The sequence below is a fragment of the Abiotrophia sp. genome (assembly GCF_057275535.1).
This window is the reverse complement of record NZ_DBHIRJ010000001.1, coordinates 1-20,000: the sequence shown is the minus strand read 5'-3', so window position 1 is coordinate 20,000 and position 20,000 is coordinate 1. Positions and strand designations below refer to the sequence as shown.

At 45.5% G+C, this 20,000-nt stretch carries 25 protein-coding genes; 23 read left to right on the top strand and 2 right to left on the bottom strand.

Annotation, left to right across the window (positions count from 1 at the left end):
- Positions 1-10: 10 nt before the first annotated feature.
- The 16 genes from ACO53F_RS00125 (at position 11) to rplS (ending at position 13,391) form a co-directional block, all read left to right on the top strand.
- Positions 11-802, top strand: a complete 792-nt coding sequence (locus ACO53F_RS00125) for a protein-ADP-ribose hydrolase (RefSeq protein WP_485136850.1) — start codon at positions 11-13, stop codon at positions 800-802.
- Positions 783-1,652 carry an SIR2 family NAD-dependent protein deacylase gene (locus tag ACO53F_RS00120; RefSeq protein WP_485136849.1) on the top strand — a complete coding sequence of 290 codons (870 nt, stop codon included), beginning with the start codon at positions 783-785 and terminating at the stop codon, positions 1,650-1,652. The genes ACO53F_RS00125 and ACO53F_RS00120 overlap by 20 nt, the downstream gene beginning before the upstream one ends.
- A gap of 9 nt (positions 1,653-1,661) precedes the next feature.
- The gene (gene lplA / locus ACO53F_RS00115) at positions 1,662-2,684 is read left to right on the top strand and encodes a lipoate--protein ligase (protein WP_485136848.1); all 1,023 of its coding nucleotides are present in this window, start codon (positions 1,662-1,664) and stop codon (positions 2,682-2,684) included.
- Between the two features lie 309 nt (positions 2,685-2,993).
- Complete coding sequence (locus ACO53F_RS00110) at positions 2,994-3,725, top strand: metal ABC transporter ATP-binding protein (protein ID WP_298077142.1); 732 nt, start codon at positions 2,994-2,996, stop codon at positions 3,723-3,725.
- On the top strand, positions 3,722-4,570 hold the full coding sequence (locus ACO53F_RS00105) for a metal ABC transporter permease subunit (RefSeq protein WP_485136847.1): 849 nt from the start codon (positions 3,722-3,724) through the stop codon (positions 4,568-4,570). Before ACO53F_RS00110 ends, ACO53F_RS00105 begins: the two co-directional genes overlap by 4 nt.
- Positions 4,571-4,581: 11 nt before the next feature.
- Positions 4,582-5,484, top strand: coding sequence for a metal ABC transporter substrate-binding lipoprotein (locus ACO53F_RS00100; protein ID WP_485137009.1), 903 nt, complete (start codon positions 4,582-4,584; stop codon positions 5,482-5,484).
- Positions 5,485-5,579: 95 nt separating this feature from the next.
- Positions 5,580-5,843, top strand: a complete 264-nt coding sequence (gene rpsP, locus ACO53F_RS00095; RefSeq protein WP_023390741.1) for a 30S ribosomal protein S16 — start codon at positions 5,580-5,582, stop codon at positions 5,841-5,843.
- 35 nt (positions 5,844-5,878) lie between these two features.
- The gene (locus tag ACO53F_RS00090; RefSeq protein WP_023390740.1) at positions 5,879-6,142 is read left to right on the top strand and encodes a KH domain-containing protein; all 264 of its coding nucleotides are present in this window, start codon (positions 5,879-5,881) and stop codon (positions 6,140-6,142) included.
- A gap of 47 nt (positions 6,143-6,189) precedes the next feature.
- Positions 6,190-7,152, top strand: a complete 963-nt coding sequence (locus tag ACO53F_RS00085) for a hypothetical protein (protein WP_485136846.1) — start codon at positions 6,190-6,192, stop codon at positions 7,150-7,152.
- A gap of 181 nt (positions 7,153-7,333) precedes the next feature.
- Positions 7,334-8,314, top strand: coding sequence for a hypothetical protein (locus ACO53F_RS00080; protein ID WP_485136845.1), 981 nt, complete (start codon positions 7,334-7,336; stop codon positions 8,312-8,314).
- Positions 8,315-8,427: 113 nt separating this feature from the next.
- Complete coding sequence (locus ACO53F_RS00075) at positions 8,428-9,438, top strand: hypothetical protein (protein ID WP_485136844.1); 1,011 nt, start codon at positions 8,428-8,430, stop codon at positions 9,436-9,438.
- A 108-nt stretch (positions 9,439-9,546) separates the two neighbouring features.
- Entirely contained in the window at positions 9,547-10,524 is a 978-nt protein-coding gene (locus tag ACO53F_RS00070; RefSeq protein WP_485136843.1) for a hypothetical protein, read from the top strand.
- A 72-nt stretch (positions 10,525-10,596) separates the two neighbouring features.
- Positions 10,597-11,586, top strand: a complete 990-nt coding sequence (locus ACO53F_RS00065) for a hypothetical protein (protein ID WP_485136842.1) — start codon at positions 10,597-10,599, stop codon at positions 11,584-11,586.
- A gap of 80 nt (positions 11,587-11,666) precedes the next feature.
- Positions 11,667-12,200, top strand: coding sequence for a ribosome maturation factor RimM (gene rimM / locus ACO53F_RS00060; protein WP_485136841.1), 534 nt, complete (start codon positions 11,667-11,669; stop codon positions 12,198-12,200).
- On the top strand, positions 12,190-12,921 hold the full coding sequence (gene trmD, locus ACO53F_RS00055; protein WP_303886779.1) for a tRNA (guanosine(37)-N1)-methyltransferase TrmD: 732 nt from the start codon (positions 12,190-12,192) through the stop codon (positions 12,919-12,921). The genes rimM and trmD overlap by 11 nt, the downstream gene beginning before the upstream one ends.
- 122 nt (positions 12,922-13,043) lie before the next feature.
- Positions 13,044-13,391, top strand: a complete 348-nt coding sequence (gene rplS / locus ACO53F_RS00050; RefSeq protein WP_023390732.1) for a 50S ribosomal protein L19 — start codon at positions 13,044-13,046, stop codon at positions 13,389-13,391.
- A 143-nt stretch (positions 13,392-13,534) separates the two neighbouring features.
- Here rplS and ACO53F_RS00045 read toward each other — a convergent pair whose 3' ends face one another.
- On the bottom strand, positions 13,535-14,692 hold the full coding sequence (locus ACO53F_RS00045) for a site-specific integrase (protein WP_485136840.1): 1,158 nt from the start codon (positions 14,690-14,692) through the stop codon (positions 13,535-13,537).
- A gap of 65 nt (positions 14,693-14,757) precedes the next feature.
- The gene (locus ACO53F_RS00040; RefSeq protein ID WP_485136839.1) at positions 14,758-15,378 is read right to left on the bottom strand and encodes a helix-turn-helix domain-containing protein; all 621 of its coding nucleotides are present in this window, start codon (positions 15,376-15,378) and stop codon (positions 14,758-14,760) included.
- A gap of 173 nt (positions 15,379-15,551) precedes the next feature.
- On the opposite strand from ACO53F_RS00040, the gene ACO53F_RS00035 reads away from it, so the two are divergent.
- The 7 genes from ACO53F_RS00035 to ACO53F_RS00005 all read left to right on the top strand — a co-directional run bounded on the left by ACO53F_RS00035 (position 15,552) and on the right by ACO53F_RS00005 (position 19,817).
- Complete coding sequence (locus tag ACO53F_RS00035) at positions 15,552-15,794, top strand: helix-turn-helix transcriptional regulator (RefSeq protein WP_291431905.1); 243 nt, start codon at positions 15,552-15,554, stop codon at positions 15,792-15,794.
- A gap of 16 nt (positions 15,795-15,810) precedes the next feature.
- Positions 15,811-16,101 carry a helix-turn-helix domain-containing protein gene (locus tag ACO53F_RS00030; RefSeq protein WP_485136838.1) on the top strand — a complete coding sequence of 97 codons (291 nt, stop codon included), beginning with the start codon at positions 15,811-15,813 and terminating at the stop codon, positions 16,099-16,101.
- Positions 16,102-16,179: 78 nt separating this feature from the next.
- Positions 16,180-16,605 carry an ORF6C domain-containing protein gene (locus ACO53F_RS00025; RefSeq protein WP_070756372.1) on the top strand — a complete coding sequence of 142 codons (426 nt, stop codon included), beginning with the start codon at positions 16,180-16,182 and terminating at the stop codon, positions 16,603-16,605.
- Positions 16,595-17,464, top strand: coding sequence for a DnaD domain-containing protein (locus tag ACO53F_RS00020; RefSeq protein WP_485136837.1), 870 nt, complete (start codon positions 16,595-16,597; stop codon positions 17,462-17,464). The genes ACO53F_RS00025 and ACO53F_RS00020 overlap by 11 nt, the downstream gene beginning before the upstream one ends.
- 34 nt (positions 17,465-17,498) lie before the next feature.
- Entirely contained in the window at positions 17,499-18,239 is a 741-nt protein-coding gene (locus tag ACO53F_RS00015) for a hypothetical protein (protein ID WP_485136836.1), read from the top strand.
- 667 nt (positions 18,240-18,906) lie between these two features.
- The gene (locus ACO53F_RS00010) at positions 18,907-19,404 is read left to right on the top strand and encodes a hypothetical protein (protein WP_485136835.1); all 498 of its coding nucleotides are present in this window, start codon (positions 18,907-18,909) and stop codon (positions 19,402-19,404) included.
- A 53-nt stretch (positions 19,405-19,457) separates the two neighbouring features.
- Positions 19,458-19,817, top strand: coding sequence for a hypothetical protein (locus ACO53F_RS00005; RefSeq protein WP_485136834.1), 360 nt, complete (start codon positions 19,458-19,460; stop codon positions 19,815-19,817).
- Positions 19,818-20,000 lie beyond the last annotated feature (183 nt).

The window sequence follows — 20,000 nt, the reverse complement described above, 5'->3', positions numbered from 1 at the left end:
TGGGGCTGACATGTTTGCGCAAGATTTGGATGCCCTGATTCGCCATCTTGGGGCTAGCCCTGAGCCGGGGACTGATGAAGAAAAGTTCCGACAATATCGTGGCTTAGTCAATCAACGCTTACCTTATCCAGTTAGTCAGGACTACCTCGATTTGGAAAGTCGCTTCTTGGCAGCCTGGCGCCAGCAGGATGCTATCTATCATTTGGCAGATTGCCAGAAGACAGCGCATCCCTCACTTTATCTCTGGCAGGGCGATATTACCCGTTTGGCGGTAGATGCTATTGTTAATGCAGCAAATTCAGCCATGCTAGGTTGCTTTGAACCTAACCATTATTGCATTGATAACCAGATTCATACCTTTGCCGGCGTTGGCTTGCGCCTGGCCTGTGCCGATTTGAAAAAGGCCCGAGGTGGCAAGTCGCTGCCTGTCGGACAAGCCCTCATGACACCCGGCTTTAATTTACCAGCCAAGCAGGTCATTCATACGGTAGGGCCACGCATCCATCATTTGCCGGTATCGCCCATGATGCAGGACTTACTCAAAAAGGCTTATCGGGCTTGTTTGGCTTGTGCCGACCAAGCGGGTTTGGAGACAATCGCTTTCTGCTGTATTTCGACCGGTGAATTTTCCTATCCTATTGAAGAGGCGACTCCAATTGCCATTGAGACGGTCTCTTCTTATCTAGCAGAGACAGGTTCCAAGCTCCAGGTCATCTTCAATGTCTGGACAGATAGCCAGTACCAACTCTATCATGACTTACTTCATTCCAAGGAGGCCTCCCATGTGGCAAGCACTTACTAAAACCTATCCCAATCAAGCCCAGCAACTCTTGGCCCTGCTTAAGGAAGCAGAGGCCGTAGTCGTAGGGATTGGGGCTGGCATGTCAGCCGCGGATGGTTTTACCTATATTGGTCCACGTTTCCAAGAGGCTTTTCCTGACTTTATTGAAAAGTATGGCTTCCTCGATATGTTGCAGGCCAGTCTCTTTGATTTCCCTAGTTGGTCGGAATATTGGGCCTTCCAAAGTCGCTTTGTCTGCCTCAACTACTTGGATCAGCCCGTGGGTCCATCTTACTTGGCTCTCAAAGACTTACTCAAGGACAAGGACTATCATATCATAACGACCAATGCCGATAATGCCTTCTGGGTGGCAGATTATGATCCCAAGAAGGTCTTCCATATCCAGGGGGAGTATGGCTTGATGCAGTGCAGTCGCCATTGTCATGCCCAGACCTATCGAGATGATGCGCTGATTCGCCACCTAGCTCAGCACCAATTCCAAGGTCAGGTGGCTTATGAAAATATTCCTCTCTGTCCTAAGTGCGGGGCACCGCTAGAAATCAACAAGCGAAATGCTGAAAAGGGCATGGTGGAAGATGGAGACTTTATGGCCCAATTGGGTCGCTACAAGGATTTCTTGGCTAGCCATGAAGGGGACAAGGTGCTCTATCTTGAAATCGGGGTAGGTTTTACCACACCACAATTTATTAAGCAACCTTTCCACCAAGCGGTCATGGCCAATCCGGATGCCATCTTGGTGACTTTAAATCAAAAACAATATCGCATGCCACGCGCCATTCAAGACCGGACGGTCTGGCTGTCTCAAGACAGTAAAGACCTCTTGTTGGCCTGTGCGGCTAATCAAGCATAGGAGGATCACATGTATTTAATTGAACCTATTCGCAATGGCCAATATCTGCCTGATGGGGCATTAACGCTGGCTATGCAAGTCTATGTCCTTAATCATTTAGACCTAGACGAGACCATACTTTTCCCTTATTACTGTAAACCTAAGGTGGAAATCGGTCGCTTCCAGAACGCAGAAGTTGAAGTCAACCATGACTATCTTAAGGAACATGATATTCAGTTAGTCCGTCGTGACACGGGCGGTGGGGCGGTCTACTGCGATCAGGGGGCCGTCAATGTCTGCTATATTATGCCAGGTGATACCAATATCTATGGCAACTATCAACGTTTCTACGCACCCGTTGTCAAACTCTTGCATGATATGGGGGCAAGTGAGGTCGAACAAAGTGGTCGTAATGACCTGACGGCACTAGGTAAAAAGGTATCAGGTGCTGCCATGACCATGGTAGGTGGCAAGATTTATGGTGGTCACTCCCTCCTATTAGATGTCGATTATGAAGCTATGGTGGAAGTGCTCAATCCTAACCGTAAGAAAATTGATTCTAAGGGCATTAAATCGGTGCGCAGCCGGGTTATGGGCTTGCGCGAACTCTTGGATGAGCCCTATCGTCATATGACCATTGATCAGTTTAAGGATGAGGTTATTTGCCGTCTAATGGGGATTGACTCCATTGATCAAGCCAAGCGTTATCAGCTGACTGAAGAAGATTGGACAGCCATTGAAGCCCTGGCTGATTCTAAATATCGCAACTGGGAATGGAACTATGGAAATTCGCCACGCTATAGCTATAATCGCGATGCTCATCTGGGAATCGGGACTGTAGAGTTCAGCCTAGAAGTTGAGGCTGGTCGCATTAGCAAATGCCGTATCTATGGTGATTTCTTCGGTAAAGGGGCCATCCAAGATATTGAAGAAGCCTTGCTAGGCACAGCTGTTACCAAGCAAGATTTATTAGCAGTCCTATCCAAACAGGACTTGGCTCATTATTTTGGCCCAGTTACCGACCAAGAGCTGGTGGACTTAATCCTATCCTAACATTTCGGCTCCTGTCCTTTGAAAAGGGCGGGGCTTTTTTTTGATGCGGCTTGAAAAATTTTCGTCATTAATTTTTTGGTGGGTGTCTCAAATGGAGTGGCCAAAACTAATATCACTGCTAACAAGAAACCGATATAATGAGTTAGCCATGAAAAGCGCCTATCACCATAGATAAACATAAGTTTGAAAGCTAAAAGCTTCTAAACCTAAAATCACAAGAAAAATTTTTGCAAACCTAAACATTTTAGGTTGACCTAATCTTTTCTCTGGTGTACAATATAATTAGCGGTAAGAGAGGAGATGATTCATGTGATTAAGACACAGGATCTAACGGTCAGTTATGACAATCAAGTGGTCGCTTTGGAAGGGGTTAACCTAGAATTAGCAGGTCCGACCATTACCGGCATTATTGGGCCCAACGGTGCTGGTAAATCTACTTTTGTCAAAGCAATCTTGAATATGGTAGACCATGATGGCCAGATTTTTCTGGACGGGGTGCCTGCCAAGAAGATGCTGAAGAAAGTAGCTTACGTCGGACAAAAGAGTGACATTGATTTCAACTTTCCAATTAAGGTCAAAGAATGTGTCTCCTTAGGCACGTATAGTAATCTCGGTATTTTCCGCAAGGTAAGTAAGAAAGAATGGAATAAAGTTGAAAAAGCGCTCGCCCAAGTTGGTTTGAGTGACTTCGCTAACCGACAAATCTCAGCCCTCTCGGGGGGACAGTTCCAACGCGTTCTGATGGCGCGCTGTCTGGTTCAAGAAGCAGATTACATCTTCTTGGACGAGCCCTTTACTGGGATTGATTCGGTCAGTGAAGAGATTATTATGAAAATCTTGAAGGACCTCAAGAACCAAGGCAAGACCGTCTTGATTGTCCATCATGATTTGCATAAGGTACGGCGTTACTTCGATCAGTTGATTATCATCAATAAGCAACTGATTGCTGTAGGGCCTACTGAGCAGGTATTTAATGACCAAAATATGAAGGCCGCCTATGGCGACAGCGTCTATTTTGGTAAGGGAGGTGACCAGGTATGACCTTGATTCATGAGTTTATTGAGAATGTGTCGACCCTGCATTATATGCAGAATGCGCTAGTCACCGCCATTGTCATTGGGATTGTCTCAGGGGCTGTAGGGTGTTTCATTATCCTAAGAGGGATGTCTCTTATGGGGGATGCTATCTCCCATGCGGTGTTACCAGGGGTCGCCTTATCCTTCATCTTGGGGATTAATTTCTTCGTCGGGGCCATTGTCTTTGGGCTTTTTGCCTCCATGATTATTACCTTCATTCGAGGAAATTCAATTATCAAGGGGGATACAGCGATTGGGATTACCTTCTCCTCCTTCTTGGCCTTGGGGGTCATCCTGATTGGCTTGGCCCGGAGTTCGACAGACCTCTTCCATATTCTCTTCGGGAATATCTTAGCGGTTCAAGATTCTGACAAGTGGATTACCATTTGGGTTTCAGTAGCAGTGTTGATCGTCATCATCCTCTTCTTCAAGGAGTTGTTGATTACGTCCTTCGACCCGCAAATGGCTAAAGCCATGGGTATGAAAGTCAACTTCTACCACTACCTCTTAATGATTCTCTTGACCTTAGTGTCTGTAACGGCCATGCAAAGTGTCGGAACCATCCTGATTGTGGCCATGCTTATTACACCTGCTGCCACCGCCTATCTCTACGTCAATAGCCTTAAGTCTATGATTCTCCTCTCATCGACTTTGGGGGCTGTGACTTCAGTATTAGGTCTCTTCCTCGGGACTAGCTTCAACGTGGCGGCCGGCTCCAGCATTGTACTCACCTCAGCTGTGATTTTCGCGATTAGCTTCTTCATCTCTCCAAAACAACAATTCTTTAGAAAGCGGGTTTTACGCAAATGAAACATAAGCTAATGAAATTAGTGGCACTCTTGACGGTATTGTTTTGTTTGGTACCAAGCGTGAGCGCCCAAGATAAAAAACTCAAAGTTGTCGCAACTAACTCTATTATCGCCGATATCACCAAGAACATTGCGGGTGATAAAATCGATCTTCACTCCATCGTACCAGTAGGCCAAGACCCTCATGAATATGAGCCACTACCTGACGATATTAAGAAGACCACCCAAGCTGATTTAATCTTCTACAATGGCATTAACTTGGAAACTGGCGGCAATGCTTGGTTCACTAAATTGGTTCAAAATGCCAAACGAGTGGAAAACAAAGACTACTTCGCAGTCAGCGAGGGTGTGGAAGTTATTCACTTGGAAGGTGAGGGCGAGACTGGTAAGGAAGACCCTCATGCTTGGTTGAACTTAGAAAATGGGGTAATTTACGCTAAAAACATTGCTAAACACCTGATTGAAAAAGATCCAAGCAACAAGGACTTCTACCAAAAGAACTTGGATGACTATGTTGCTAAGTTAGAAGCTTTGGACAAGGAAGCCAAAACTAAGTTTGATGCTATTCCAGAAGAGAAGAAAATGATTGTTACCAGCGAAGGCTGCTTCAAGTACTTCTCTAAAGCCTACAATGTACCATCAGCTTACATCTGGGAAATTAACACCGAAGAAGAAGGCACACCTGACCAAATTCGTGATTTGGTTAAGAAGCTCAAAGGTTCTAAGGTATCAGCTCTCTTCGTAGAATCAAGTGTGGATGACCGTCCAATGAAGACCATCTCTAGCGAGACCGGTATTCCAATCTACGCTAAAATCTTCACTGACTCTATTGCTGAAGAAGGCCAAGAAGGCGACAGCTACTACTCTATGATGAAGTATAACTTAGATAAGATCTCAGAAGGTTTAGCTAAGTAAACAAAATTTTCGCATCTGTAAAGTAAAAATACTTTACAGATGCTTTTTTATATGTTAGACTAGGGTCTGTAATCAATTGAGGAGGTGAAATTAACATGGCAGTTAAAATTCGTTTGAAACGTATGGGTTCTAAGAAAGCACCTTTCTACCGTATCGTTGTTGCTGACTCACGTTCTCCACGTGATGGTCGTATCATCGAGAAAATCGGTCACTACAACCCATTAACTAACCCAGCTACTTTAGAAGTTGAAGAAGAACTCGCATTGAAATGGTTATCAAATGGTGCGCAACCATCTGACACCGTGCGTAACCTCTTGTCTTCAAAAGGGATCATGAAGAAATTCCACGAAAGCAAATAGTCTCGAGCAGTGTTCTAGATAAAGGATGATGAGATATGGTAAATATTGAAGCATTAATTACTGCAATCGTGAAGCCGCTCTTGGACCACCCAGAAGATTTTGGTGTGGAACAAGTAGAGACCGATGACTTCATGGAGTATCATTTGCACTTGAATCCGCAAGATGTAGGTCGTGTGATTGGTAAGAAGGGCCGTGTAGCCCGCGCCATCCGGACTATCGTCTACAGCGTTAAGACTCGTGGTCGCAAACGGTCACGCATTGTCATTGCTGACCATGCGGAAGAAAGTTCAGCAGAATAATCAAGCGCCCTTAGGGGCGTTTTTCTATATTCATTAGGAGGAAATCGGTGAAGAAAGAAGAAAGAAAAAAGCTTAAAGAAGTATTTGGTTGGCGGACATGGGCCGGTAGTGGCCTCTTGCTGTTCTTATTAATTTTTACGTCCTTTGCTTATCTGGCCCTCCTTGCGACCCAACCCCAAGCCCTTTTGGCAGGCCAGGAACCTTTCCCAGAAAGCTCGAGCAAGCATGTAGTGGTAGAAGCAGAGTCGATTTTTCTCTTGGCCGAGGAGGATAATGTGGCCATCTACCTTGTCTCAGCTGCTAAGGTAACAGATAAGCCTTACCTAGTCTTGGTCGCTAGCAAAGATGATCCGGATGTCGCAGCTGCTCGACTCAAGACCTATGGCGCGCTGCTCAATGAGCCTGCAAAGCTGATTGGGGAAGTGGATAAGAGTGACGCGGCCAAGAAACTCTTAGATACGATGGCAGATAATAGTGAAACTGGTCTTCCATACCGTAATCAGCTATGGACGGAATATCTAGTCAACATGAAAGAATATCGTCAGTCACAAAGGACCATCCATTGGCTAGTTTATGGTTTTACATCAGCCAGTGTCTTGTGTATCTTATGGGGCTTGTTCAACCGCTACCGTCGACGTCAGTTCTATGACCGTCTCTATCAACGTTTCCCTGAACTCAAGGGCCAGCTTGACCACTTGCAAGCAGCCAGTGATTATGCAGATGACTATCGTGGCCTTTATCTCTACAAAGACACTTTGATTTGCTTGGGGCTGCGCATGGCGGTTCTGCCTATAAACGAGCTAGTCGCTTTGACCTTGAATAAGATAGTTTCGCGTGGTCGTTACGGGGTAAAACATGTTAACTACTTCTTCCGCGCACGAGATGTGAAGGGGCAATTCCATACCTTTAGATCCTACCATGGTCGCAAGAAAATTTTGGCGGAAGACTTGGAGACCTTCCTAGTTGTGCTAGGGCAAGGCTATCCTGATTTGCAAATCACTTCTAAATAAGCTTAAGGCGCCTTTGGGGCGTCTTTTTCATTTGTCGGGTTTTATGCCTCAGAGACTTTATTATCAAGCTCAGTGCTTTTGTTAAGGGAATCTTTCTTATTAAGTAAGAAATCTCTTGAAAATAGCTGTACAATTCTATGAAAGGGGTTTATAATAGAGATATACTTAAGGAGAAAGAAGGGTGTTTATGAAGGAAAAGAACTTGCGTGGCCTTTGGGCAACTGTTTTTCTCACCCTTTTATTTGGTGGATTTGCTATTTTAATGTGGTTTATAGGTGGGATTGCAAGTAGCCCTCAGTATGTTGTGGACCGAGGTGGTCTCTATCCAAACGATTTTGGACAAAACGTAGCTATTAAAATTGAAATCATTGAAGAAATTGGCAACATTAAGGACGATGACAAGGCTGCTATGTACTTGGTTTTATCAGGTAGTAAAGTTCTTGGCCTCATTGCGGATAAGGATGATGCTGATATTAAGTCTGCCTTTGCAAGCCAAGAAAAAGGTTTACTAGTTAGCAATCCTGTTCTGGTAGTTGGTGAAAAAGATAGCAGCTCTGCTGCTAAGGATAATATCTCTAAAATTCGTCAATCACTTGAGACTGATGCTCAGACTTCCTTAGATGGCTCCTATATTATTCATGTCAAGAAGCATAAATCTAGTGCCCAAATGCTTATGTACGGTGCCTATGGCTTTAGTGCACTTACCGTGTTCTTCATCGGGCTCTTTGCCTTCAATGTTTCCCGCCGTAAGAAAGCCTATCGTGAGCTCTATGCCCAATTCCCAGAATTGGAAGGCAACTTGGATCTCTTAGTATCAGGTGGCCAATATGCTGACAGCAAGCGTGGCCTCTATGTCTACAAGGATCATTTCATTGCTTTGGCGCAGCGCAATACCATTGTGCCTGCCAAGGATATCCTCTACTTAGTGGCTGTTAAACAAACCATTCAACAGGGGATTGCGAGCCATGTCAACTATACGGTTGAAGCCTATGATAAGAACTTCAAGAAACATGTTCTTAGCACATTAGGTGGGTCGAAGAAGACCTATGATGATGATGTCAATGCCTTTACTTACTTCGTAGATCAAAACTATCCTGAAATTCTAGTGGGTGCAGATCATGCACCAGAATACCAAGCATTGAAAAATGCTGCAGGTCTTTAATAAGCCCTCACCGGGAGAGTCAGCCATAGGGCTGGCTCTTTTTCATGGAATGGGTTCACAAGCCCCCCTAAAAAGAGTATAATAAATTTATCATTTAAGAAAGAAGGTAAGTTATGAAACGCAATAATCTACGTAATGTTTGGCCTTATTTAATTTTTGCCATGATTTGCGCTGCCCTTGGTGGCTTCCTCTTCTATAAGAGTCAGAATTCAAGTGCTGACCAGTTTGTAGAACAAGGCCTGGTCTATCCTAAGACGGAAGCTCTGACGGGGCATACCGCAGTAAGCATTAAGGAAATTATTCCTGTTTTGGAGATTACCATCACAAAAACAAAAAATGGGGTAGTAGTGTCTGAAAACAAAAATACAGGCTTGGTTGCTTACTTGGTCTCTGACGGCGAGCGGGCTTTTCCAGTAGTATTACATGATGATTCCAAAGTAGTTAAAATCCTAGAGGAACGGATTAAGGCTGGTCAACTGGAATCTAATCCCCTAAACGTTGTGGCTTATGCCTCAAAAAGTAAGGATGACCTGCAAATTGCAGAAAAAGTTATCCAACGTGCTGATGTTGATGCTTCTGTCAAATCAGGCTATGATGATTCTGCGCTCCTAGATGTGGCAGAAGCTGAGAGCCGTCTCAACATTATGAAGTTCGCAAGTTATGCCTTAGGCGCAGCGGTTCTATTATTGCTACTTACCGCTCTCTGGAAATACTGGAAAAATACTAAGTTCTACAATACCCTCTATGATCACTTCCCAGAATTAGCACAAGACCTGGATAAATTAGTGACCGACAGCGATTTCCACAGCCCTGAGTTAGGTCTCTATGTCTATAAGAACCACTTGGTAGTGATTGGGGCTAATGATCGTATCATCGACTTGACTCAAATCATTTATACTTATGCAGTCCGTCAAACCAATAATTCAGTGGTTACCTTCCAAGTTCACTTGCATAATAACCAATTCCGTCGTCTTGTGGTCAAACCGCGTCGCTATCAAAGAGATTTCACGCAATCCATGTTAGATCGTCTCATGGTTTACTTGCAAGAAGCCTATCCATCTATGTTGGTAGGCGTTCAACATGCGACCGATTATAAAGAATTAAAACGTCAAGCACGTGGCTAGGCCATAAGTGACTAAGCAAAGGACTGGGGTAACCTGGTCCTTTTTGATAGTGGTGATAAGACAGACACTCTTGTATAATAGACTTAGTAAATGTGAGGGAGGCAAACTATGAAAAAATATAAATTAATGAAGCTCCTGCCTTATATAATCGTGGCGTCTATCTGCCTATTAATTGGGGGTGGCCTTGCTTTTATCAGCCAAGGGACGAGCGCTAATAGTCTCCGTGCCCAAGGCTTGGTCTATCCCAATGTCTCTAGAGTCAGCCGTTTGACTGCTGTCCCAGTAACCAGAATCACTTATGTCTCCGCCGTTAGCAATGTGGTAAAGGAGCGAGGTAAGATTGTTTATCGCGATGATAAGACCGGAATGAGTCTTTTCCTCGTTAGTGATGGGGGGCTGGATATTCCGATTCTGTTCCGAGATGACTCCTCTCTTCCTTCTATACTCAAAGAAAAAAGTGATCAGGGGCAACTAGCAAATGAGCCCCATTATGTCATGGCCATGGTAGATGATAGTGACAAGAGTAAAGAATTTCTACAATCAATCGAAAGTTATGTCACCAATAAGACGGGCAATCGCGTTTTTATAAGCGGGACCTTGCTTAATCAAGACAAGGCGGAAACCTATATTCAATCCATGAAGTTAGTCAGCTATCTCTTCTTTGCTTTAGCGCTGGCGGTATTGGGCTTCACAGCCTATCGCTATAGTGCCATGCTACGTTTTTGGAGCCAAGTTTACCAAGCCTTGCCAGAGTTAGCAGAGGACCAGGATTTGCTAGTGAGTCAGAGCCAGTTTAAGTCTAAGCAACTGGGGCTCTATCTTTACCGTGACTATCTCCTTGTCTTAGGAGCTAAGGAGCGCTTGATTGACCTTAGCACGGTATTGGGCTTAAATCTGAACAATGAAAGCAACAATGGCCGCTTGAAGAGCCGGCTAATCCTCTATTATGACCGAGATCAGTTTGAAACAGTTAAACTTCGGCCCTATCCAGAGAGGGAGGCGCGTGCCTTCCTAGAAGGTCTGATGGCCCATCTTGAAACACACTATCCTCATATCCTGCTAGCTGATGAGCGTTTAGCTATCTAGGAGTTGGCTAGACAAGGAAAAGGCAGTTCGTTATAATAAAGTAACGAATAATAACTAGAAAGAAGGAATTCTATGAAACCTAACTTTAAACGTGGCGTGATTAGTCTCGTGATATATGGGTTGCTATTATTAGGTGCAGCCGGCTTCTTCCATTATGTGGCGACTCAATCGACACCTGACAAGTTAGCCAGTCAAGGTTATGTTTATCCTAAAACGCGTGCAACCACTAAGAGTAGCAAGACCACCTTTGCAGTAAAAGCTTTTTACAGAATTGAAGCTACCAAGCATGAGAAAGAACAAACCTTTGTTGTGGCGGATGATAAGAGCCTTCTAGTGACGGAGGCTAAACCTGATTTAGCCATTATCAAAAAGCTAGAAGAAGCGCAAAGAAAGGGCATCCTAGCGACTAACCCTATTACGATTATGGGGGAAGTTAAGGAGCTCAGTAGCATTTCCCTTCAAAACACTAGAAAATCACTCGAAAAGCAAGAGCCAGGAGTGACAGACAATAAGGAATTTGAGATTAAGAAACTCAACCTGACCAGTGTTGCGAGTGTTGAAAGCACTGGTACCATTATGACGGCAGGTACTGCCTTAGTAGGCTTAGGTTTCCTAGCCTATGCTGTCTTCCGTTATCTAGATAATAAACGCTTCTACGATCAACTCTTAGTAACCTTCCCTGAGCTAGGTCAAGATGATCAAGCCTTACGTAAGGGAGCGACCTACTACGAGAAGCATTTGGGCGTCTATGTCTATAAGGATCAGCTGATTGTCATGGGACGTAAGAATGCCATGGTGGACTTGCGTGACATTATCTATAGCTATGTCTACAAGGAAACCAGACGCTTTAAGCTCTACAAGTCCGTCAAGTTTGTGGTTTATCTCCATACCAAAGACTTCAAACGCTTAGCTGTCTTCCCAGCCAAACACACAGTTAAAGACACTGAAGCCAAGTTAAATCGACTGATGGAATATCTGGATGCCAGCTATCCTCAAATGCTAGTCGGATTTGACCATAAGGACGAATATATGGCCCTCAAACAAGCGGCGGGCCGTCGTTAAGACAACTAGAATCAGGCTCCCTTTCATGGTATACTGAAAGGGTAGGCCTGATTTTTATTAGGCATAAAAGGAGGACAAGTATGACTTATTACCGTGTAGCCCGTATTGTGAATACCTTCGGGATTCGGGGGCAACTCAAATTAATTGCCGATACTGACTTTCCAGAGGAGCGCTTTGCAAGTGGTAAGACCCTCTATATTCTGAAGGATTTGAACTCTCAACCGCTAGCTAGTGTTCAAGTCGCCAAGGCTGCTATCCATAAAGGGACTTGGCTCATTAGTTTTGTTGGTTTCGACAATATTAATCAGGTTGAAGGTTTCAAAGGCTGCTGGCTAGCCATTGACGAGAGTGAACAGGAGGAGTTAGAAGAGGATAGTTACTATCATCATCAACTCTTGGGCTTGGAGGTTGTGACCCTAGAAGGCAAGACTCTTGGGAAGATTAAGGAAATTCTTCAGCTAGGTTCCAATGATGTCTTTGTGGTTCAACGCAATATTCCTAAGGCCAAAGACGCCTTGATTCCTTTTATTGGCGATGTGGTCAAAACTGTTGACCTGGAAGCCGGACAGGTTAAGATTGAACTAATGGAAGGGCTGATTGACGATGAAGCTTGATGTCTTGACCCTCTTCCCTGAGATGTTTGAGCCCATGCATCATTCCTTGATGGGGCAAGCTCAAGCCAAGGGACTGATTGATTTCCAGACCCATAACTTCCGGGACTTTGCGGTTAATAAGCATGGCCATGTGGATGATTATCCCTTTGGTGGTGGGGCAGGCATGTTACTGCGGGTGGATCCCATTGTTCACATGCTAGAACATATTGCGCCCAAGGAAAATGCCCGCATTATCCTGATGGATCCAACCGGGGTGCCATTTAGTCAGAGTTTGGCCCAGGAATGGTCTCAGGCGGAGCAGTTGGTCTTTATTTGTGGTCACTACGAGGGCTTTGATGAGCGGGTGCGGTCTTTCGTAACCGATGAAGTTTCACTGGGGGATTATGTCTTAACCAATGGGGAACTGCCGGCTATGATTATGATTGATGCTACTGTGCGTTTGATTCCTGAAGTCTTAGGTAATGCGGAGTCTATTGTGGGCGAATCCCATCAACGTTCACTCTTAGAGCATCCACAGTATACCCGCCCACGAGATTTTCGTGGCATGGAAGTGCCAGAGGTACTATTCAGTGGCCATCATGATAAGATTCGCCAGTGGCAAGGTAAGGAAGCCATCCGGCGGACTTTGGAGCGTCGTCCGGACTTACTTGAACAGGCCGATTTGTCCAAAGAAGAACGCAAGTGGTTAGCTGAAATTCAGGCCGAAAAAAATGTCAATTAGGCTTTACAAATAGACAGAGTTTGGTATAATACTAGAAGTGGTGAAAAACCGCAGATATCACAATATTCCGCTGGCTACGCCCTAGGGCTAGTTATGAGTGTTAGTCGAGAGGAGAAAAAAACATGAGTAAAGTGATTGAAAAAATTACCTCAGCTCAATTACGTAGCGATATTCCTGAGTTCCGCCCTGGTGACACTGTACGTGTACACGCTAAGGTTGTCGAAGGTTCACGCGAACGTATCCAAATCTTCGAAGGGTTAGTAATCAAGCGTCGCGGTGCTGGCATCAGCGAAACTTACACAGTTCGTAAAATTTCGAACGGTGTAGGGGTTGAACGTACTTTCCCAGTACACACTCCACGTGTTGCTAAAATCGAAGTTGTTCGTAAAGGTCGCGTACGTCGTGCTAAGCTCTACTACATCCGTGCCTTGTCTGGTAAGGCTGCACGTATTAAGGAACGCGGTAGATAAGAGACGTCTCAAAATATTGTCCAAGAATAGCTCAACTGAGCCATTCTTGGGCTCTTTTTTTATGCTTAGAATTGTCGATTTTGTCAGACTTGTACGAGAAGTTGTACGAGTCTATTTCTGACCAAAATCGACTAAAAGAATATTCACTTTGCAATATTGTTTTCTTTTAGATAGGCGGAGAAGTTGTCCGCAAAGGTATCGCGTTGCTTATTAGTTACGTGATTATAGATATTCATGGTTGTTTCGATTTGACCATGGCCTAAGCGCTCCTTGACGACATCAAGGGGAGTGCCCATCTCGAAGAGTAGCGTACAGTGGGTGTGACGCAGGCCGTGAACTGTAATCTTAGGCAACTGATACTTCTTAATCACATGGTCTAGCCACTGATTAGGGACAGTAGGGTAGATCAGGGTGTTGTTGCTATCGGTGGTGAATATCATTTGGTCTGGATGGTTGGTAGAGATTCCCATTGCAAAGAATCCTTCCGTTTGAGCCAATTTCCAGCGCCTAAGGATTCTTAAGGTGTCCTCGTCGACGGATAGCGTTCGCACAGCATTCCGAGTCTTAGGTGTCGTCAGCATAGGCCTATGACTCGTATCATAGCTGACGCCTCGTTCAATCTTAATGGTTCTATGCTTGAAGTCAATGTCCGTCCATCTGAGGCCCAAGGCTTCACCTTTACGCATACCCGTCATGGCAAGTAAGCGAAAGAAGGCCAGGAATTTGGGGTGTCCATAATCATCAAGTGCTTGGAGAAGACGTTGCAGGTCTTCCATCTCGTAGAAGTTGCCATTTGGGTCAAACTTAGGTTTGATAGGTATCTTGACAAGTTCCATGGGATTCATGGAAATGAGGCCAAGTCTCTGGCCAAGCCGTAAAACTTCTTTGACGATGGCGCGCATATGACCACAATCTGCATAGTGCTTCATCCAACCATCTACCATATTCTGGCAGGTTTCGTAATCAATCATGTGGATATAGTGATTGCCGATGTATGGCTTGATTCTGAGTCTATATCTGTCCTGAGTACACCAGAAGGTTACGGGCTTAACAGTTTTCTCGTAGTCAGTCAGCCATAATTGATAGAGTTCGTCAAAGCGATAGCGACGGTTGAGTTTCTTACGGCGCTTTTCGGAGAATTCTAGCTTCTCGCGTTGAGCATAAAGTTGAGCTTCCTTGGCTGTGAGGAAGCCTTTTTTTCTTGCACGAACTTCTTCGCCAGTAGCACTATCAAGGCCAAGATAGGCATTGATTTCATAGCGTACTTGTCCGTCCTTAGTGAGGTATTTTTTTGCTTTCATTTCAGTTATTTCCTTTCTTGCCATCCGCTAGGCCACTGGGAAATAATAATGAAGCTGTTGCTGCCTTAGTTCGGCGTATTAAGCGTATAAATCACACGCCCGATGATGCGGGCCACCTGCTCGCCTGTATAGACCGTAGCACTTGGATCTAGGGGTTTATAGATTACCTGGTCGCCCAGGGTATCCATGATGCGAATCAGCGGGTGGTCAATGCCAGTCACGAATAGGGCCAGACGGTCGCCTACCTTTGGCTTGGCTTGCTGATTGACGAAGATTAGGCTGTCCTTTTGGATCTCAGGCAGCATGCTGTCGTCCTTTGAATAGAGGGTGACATAGCTATCAGGGTTCATGAGGAACTTCAAGGGGTCTTTCTCGCTTGAATAGACCAGGCGATTGGTCTCGCTCAGGCCGTCCACCACGGACAAATTCTTCTTGTGGCGAATAAGGCGTGAGCTAGTGGCCTTATGATTGTCCTTGCGCTTGCTATCCTTGTTGTCAGACCAACCTACTAGGTAGGCAGGAGAGACATTGAGGGCATCGGCCAATTTCTTTACCACATCCACACGAGCCTTTTCCAAGGAAAATCGCTCGTAACGGGATACGGCTGATTTCTCAATCTGGGCCATTTGGGTCAGTTGTTTTTGCGACAAATCCCGTGATTCCCTTATTTTTCTTAATCTGCTCAAGTTTCTTTCACCTCCTGCATTTGGAACTATTTCCACACTCATTATACTCCTAAAGACTGTTAAGTGCAATTAACAGCTTTTGGATTTCGGATAAAAAACGCGTGACAAAGGTTGATAATGGGTGTATATTGTAATTAACAAGAAAACGTTTTACATAAAAAGGGGGAATTATTATGCGAGATCACATTAACCAGAAGCTTCTGGTTGAAGAGATGATGAAATGTCGTTATTCGCAGAGTGATTTAGCTGAACGGTCAGGCGTTAGTCGTACCACCATCAGTAAGATCTCTTGCTATCGCTGTTATCCGTCATTGGACGTGGCAGTTGCCATTGCCAGAGCCCTCAAACTACCTGATCAGGTATTGCTACAAATCTTCTTCAGGCGAGAGGGCGACAAGACTAAGCGCTCGGCTTGAAAGTCGGTGATACTAGATGCCTACACAATCTGATGCCTTAATGAGTCAATTAGCTGATTATCTTTGGGAAAATTATGCGGGGAAAATGAATGACCTGCTTGCTACACTGTCCCAACGCGTTACTCAGTTAGAGGCGAGTCAACACAAGGCTTATCTGACACAACATGAAGTCATGGAGACCTTCGGTATCGGCCATCGCACCCTCAAGACATGGGTGGCTAATGGTCTGCCGGAAATCTGGTTAGGGAACAGGGTCTACTATGACAGAAATGACTTGCAGCACTATATGGAGACACAAAAAATCTAAGAAGCCATCCGCTAGGCCCTGTAGACTGCAAGTATATAAGTTCAAAGATTAACATATCAAATCAGGGAGGGACCCCAAATGGAAAAGAAACTGCAAGCTCGAATTTATGATCTGGAGGTTGAAAGAGCCAAGCTGGCTGACAAACTCCAACACCTAGAGAAGAAAGTAGCCCGTATGGAGACCGAGGTCTCGACAGCCTATGTGACGCCAGCCGTTGCGAGCGCCCTAGACTTAACCCGCAAAACCAAGATAACGCAAATTCTCGGCGGGCCCAATGCCCCCGCCTATCGCAACCTTCGCCTACGCTATCAGGTCTTTCAAGAAGCTGAAGCTGACTTCAAGCTTTGCTTTGAGGTGCCTCGCTATCACATGGTCAAGATGGATCAGAAGGACACAGTCGTCGCATTCTGGCAACGTTGGATTCCGTCAGATGCCTTAACTCGTGCTATTCTCAATGCGAATGGGGTGCCGGTACCTATGGGAGATGAGCCCCATGCCAATTAAGCGGCTGATTGACACGCGCTTTTGGAGCGACGGGCAAGTGTTGGATTCCTATTCGCCAGAGGACAAGCTCTTTGCCCTATATCTGCGGACCAATCCGCACTCTAGTCAGTTAGGCGTCTATGCCTTACCAAAACGCACCATGTCCTTTGAAATTGGCTATACGCCAGAAGCCATTGCCGTCTTACTGGATCGTTTCCAGACCAAATACCACGATATTGTCTATTCTGATGCAACGCAAGAGGTGGCCATCTTAGGCTACCTCAAGTCTAGCATCATCAAGGGCGGCAAGCCTGTACTCGATCTGCTTAAGCGGGAGCTTGAAGAAGTTGTTGACGGAGACTTACTCCTACATCTACATGAGGCCATGGCCGACTTCCTAGGGCTTTCGACACGGGAAGTGGACGGGCAAATCCTGAAACTGATTGAGGTGGAACTCCAACGTCGGGGGCTCAGGACTCAAAATCAGAATGACAAAGACAATGACAATGAGATAAATCATGACAATGAAATATACAATGACAATGAAGAATCGTCAGGACCAATCGGTCAGACGACACGTCATAACGAATCGTCTGCACGAATCATTAAGCAAGAGTCTCCAGCTAATATGGCAAGTAGGCCATCGACACCACTAAGCGCTAGCGGTGTTGAGACAGGGCAGAAGTTGGTTCAATCAGCTTTCACTATGGCATTTGGCCCTATCACGCCATCTATTACTGACACCTTGAATCAATGGACCCGCAAACTAGGGGCTAGTAAGGTCCAAGACGCCATTAACTTGGCCAGCAAGAATAAGGCCAAGGATCCTATTCGTTACATCTCAGCGGTTTGCATGAATTGGGAACAATCAAACCGCTAGCCTTACCGCAACGCACAAACAAGAGGGATACACTATGTTTGAATTACAATTTGCCGAATTAGAACCCCACAACCCCCACCGAAAGGGGCAAATTTTAGAGACACTACAAGAGGCCCAAGTCAAAGCGGAAGAAGCCCTAGTGGCCTTCCGCGACTATGGCATAGATGATGCCCAGGTCTTTGGCCAGAGTATCCGCCGTCACCAGAAAGTGGCCGGCCCAGATTATGCACGTTATCAGATCGTCAGGCATGGTCCCCATGATGCGCTAGAAGTCGACTATGAGGGCTATGTTACTCCAATCGTGATTTGCCATACGGCCCTAGCCGAGGAAGTAGTCAAACTCAGCATGCTAGTCCTAGAGACAGGGCCACACTTGGCCAGAGGGGAAGGGAAGATTACCAATCTACACCGTCAGCTGATTAAGCTTCTTAAGGCAGGCAGTGACTATGCCTTATCTGATGCCTTGACTTGCCTAGAGGCCGTTCTCATCGTGATGAAAGAGGTCGGTGTCCAGCTTCGACCTAAGGTAGCAGATCTGGTGGCCCGACAGACAGACCCGCTATCCTTTGCGGAATGTATCCGAGGCCTAGACCGAGCCTTCCTGACAGGGCTGAATGTGGACTACTATCTATCCGAGCTCTATGCTCTGGTGGTCCAACGCATTCAAGCCCGTTATCACCCCGAACTCTATGATCAGCTAGTTGACTTGTTGGCTAGTCCAAAAGAAAATCGGGAAATCGCCCTTATGACCCAGGCTTATCATCTGGGAAGTTAGAAGACAAAGAAGAACCCCTCCCAATTTGTGGGAGGGGTTCTAGGCTGAAATGAAAGTAGTGTGTCACTCAGGGGGACACTTCTATTATACGCCCAAAGCCCTTGAATGTCTGTACCTTGCACTTAACAGCTTTTATAGTGACCTGCGGGCTCGGCCTGCGCCCCAACCCGCAGAGGGGGCTAGGAGCTCGTCTCAGCTTGCCTAAGCCAGAGGCTAGTAAAACTAGCCCCTGGCGTGGGGTGGTAGCTGTCTAGCTAGGCTAGGGGTTGACTCAAGGGCTTCCCGTGGGGCTAGCCCCACACCCCACCAGCGCAGCCGGCGCTGGACTCGGGCCTCTGGACAGTGGGCTGATCTAGGGTCGGTGGCCATACCTAATCCCCTCACCCCCTGTCCGGTCGGTGGTCGTGTGGAATAACACTGCGGTCCCAATGTCAAGGCTACCCTACGGCATTGGGGCAATGGTCTTGACATTGGGACCGCAGTGTTATGGAGCCGGGTACTCGCCGACGGACAGGGGGGTGAGGGGATTAGAGAGGTAGTCGATAAACACATTGACTATCTCGGATGCTCCCTTCTCATTGGACTTACAGTTGGATACTTGAGGTGGGAAGGGCTAGATTTTATTTGATAGGACTATAGGAATTTATATATGAGGGAGTGACCAGACATGTTAGACCAGGAAGTCCTGGTTGAGATGTATGGTAGTGTGATTCATCATGTGTTGCATAAGCAGGGGGTGCATAGGCAGCGGGATGAATATGGGGACTATTACAATGAGCTCTATATCAAGTTGGTTGACTTAGCTGGCAAGTTTCGTGGCAATGCCTTGGATGAGGCGGAACGTGGGCGTTTCGTCGGCTATGCCAAGCCAGCTCTAACGCGCTATTTATGGTGGCTGTTGAAGCGAGATAGTTATCGGAAGGTAGAAGTGTTGACGGATGGGAGTCAGCATGAGTTTGGACTTGTAGACCAGGTGAGTGAGCTGTCACTGGTGGAATATATGGCAGACGCTGAGAGGATGCTAAGCCCTGAAGAATACGAGTTCTTTAAGGTGGCCTCTGACACTCGATGGACGGTGACGGAGAAGGCGCGGATGTTAGGGATTAGTCGGAAGAGGTATTATGAATGGTTGAGAAGGATTGAGGGGAGGGTGGGGTGCGGATAGCAATCCTATATGTTATAATAAGTATATAAAAAATAAACTAATGAGGTGCCATTATGGAGAATTCATATAAACCAGATAAAAACGCTGGTAAAAATAAATTAGTAGCTCTCTATAAAAAGGGAGAATATAGAAATTTCATCACTAAATATGAAGCATTCAAGAAAACCGAGGCATACAGGAATCTAACTAAAAAAGATAAGGATGAGTTAAAGAGATTATATCGATTGGCCAAAGATGAGCTAGATAGAAAGAAAGATTTGGAGCAAAAAGTTGACAAAACAAATCAGGAGTTACTTAGTCTAGACGGAGAGACTGAGTCTAAAGAAGATGCGACGCAAGATGTGGGAGGAGTTAAAATTAAAATAGATGTAAGTGATTTAGACAATACGCAGACATATAATCTTGATCGATAACTATGAATTAAGTCGGAAATTCTCAATTCTTTTAAGGTGGAAAGTCTTGTAAGAGACTTTCCACCTTTTTTATGTAGGTAACACTTTTCGTGCCACCACCCTATATATAAGTGTAGCTACAAATAACCAACAAAGGAGCGAGATACAATGGCACGATCATTCGTTAAGGGCACCCTCCAAATG

What these genes read in the sequence shown, in the direction of transcription:
- ACO53F_RS00045 (WP_485136840.1), bottom strand. Translation starts at nt 14,692, where the DNA reads ATGAAAGCAAAAAAATACCTCACTAAGGACGGACAAGTACGCTATGAA.
- trmD (WP_303886779.1), top strand. Translation starts at nt 12,190, where the DNA reads ATGAAGCTTGATGTCTTGACCCTCTTCCCTGAGATGTTTGAGCCCATG.
- ACO53F_RS00020 (WP_485136837.1), top strand. Translation starts at nt 16,595, where the DNA reads ATGCCAATTAAGCGGCTGATTGACACGCGCTTTTGGAGCGACGGGCAA.
- rpsP (WP_023390741.1), top strand. Translation starts at nt 5,580, where the DNA reads ATGGCAGTTAAAATTCGTTTGAAACGTATGGGTTCTAAGAAAGCACCT.
- rimM (WP_485136841.1), top strand. Translation starts at nt 11,667, where the DNA reads ATGACTTATTACCGTGTAGCCCGTATTGTGAATACCTTCGGGATTCGG.
- ACO53F_RS00035 (WP_291431905.1), top strand. Translation starts at nt 15,552, where the DNA reads ATGCGAGATCACATTAACCAGAAGCTTCTGGTTGAAGAGATGATGAAA.
- ACO53F_RS00120 (WP_485136849.1), top strand. Translation starts at nt 783, where the DNA reads ATGTGGCAAGCACTTACTAAAACCTATCCCAATCAAGCCCAGCAACTC.
- ACO53F_RS00015 (WP_485136836.1), top strand. Translation starts at nt 17,499, where the DNA reads ATGTTTGAATTACAATTTGCCGAATTAGAACCCCACAACCCCCACCGA.
- ACO53F_RS00105 (WP_485136847.1), top strand. Translation starts at nt 3,722, where the DNA reads ATGACCTTGATTCATGAGTTTATTGAGAATGTGTCGACCCTGCATTAT.
- ACO53F_RS00125 (WP_485136850.1), top strand. Translation starts at nt 11, where the DNA reads ATGTTTGCGCAAGATTTGGATGCCCTGATTCGCCATCTTGGGGCTAGC.
- ACO53F_RS00025 (WP_070756372.1), top strand. Translation starts at nt 16,180, where the DNA reads ATGGAAAAGAAACTGCAAGCTCGAATTTATGATCTGGAGGTTGAAAGA.
- ACO53F_RS00030 (WP_485136838.1), top strand. Translation starts at nt 15,811, where the DNA reads ATGCCTACACAATCTGATGCCTTAATGAGTCAATTAGCTGATTATCTT.
- ACO53F_RS00010 (WP_485136835.1), top strand. Translation starts at nt 18,907, where the DNA reads ATGTTAGACCAGGAAGTCCTGGTTGAGATGTATGGTAGTGTGATTCAT.
- ACO53F_RS00100 (WP_485137009.1), top strand. Translation starts at nt 4,582, where the DNA reads ATGAAATTAGTGGCACTCTTGACGGTATTGTTTTGTTTGGTACCAAGC.
- ACO53F_RS00075 (WP_485136844.1), top strand. Translation starts at nt 8,428, where the DNA reads ATGAAACGCAATAATCTACGTAATGTTTGGCCTTATTTAATTTTTGCC.
- ACO53F_RS00005 (WP_485136834.1), top strand. Translation starts at nt 19,458, where the DNA reads ATGGAGAATTCATATAAACCAGATAAAAACGCTGGTAAAAATAAATTA.
- lplA (WP_485136848.1), top strand. Translation starts at nt 1,662, where the DNA reads ATGTATTTAATTGAACCTATTCGCAATGGCCAATATCTGCCTGATGGG.
- ACO53F_RS00065 (WP_485136842.1), top strand. Translation starts at nt 10,597, where the DNA reads ATGAAACCTAACTTTAAACGTGGCGTGATTAGTCTCGTGATATATGGG.
- rplS (WP_023390732.1), top strand. Translation starts at nt 13,044, where the DNA reads ATGAGTAAAGTGATTGAAAAAATTACCTCAGCTCAATTACGTAGCGAT.
- ACO53F_RS00070 (WP_485136843.1), top strand. Translation starts at nt 9,547, where the DNA reads ATGAAAAAATATAAATTAATGAAGCTCCTGCCTTATATAATCGTGGCG.
- ACO53F_RS00090 (WP_023390740.1), top strand. Translation starts at nt 5,879, where the DNA reads ATGGTAAATATTGAAGCATTAATTACTGCAATCGTGAAGCCGCTCTTG.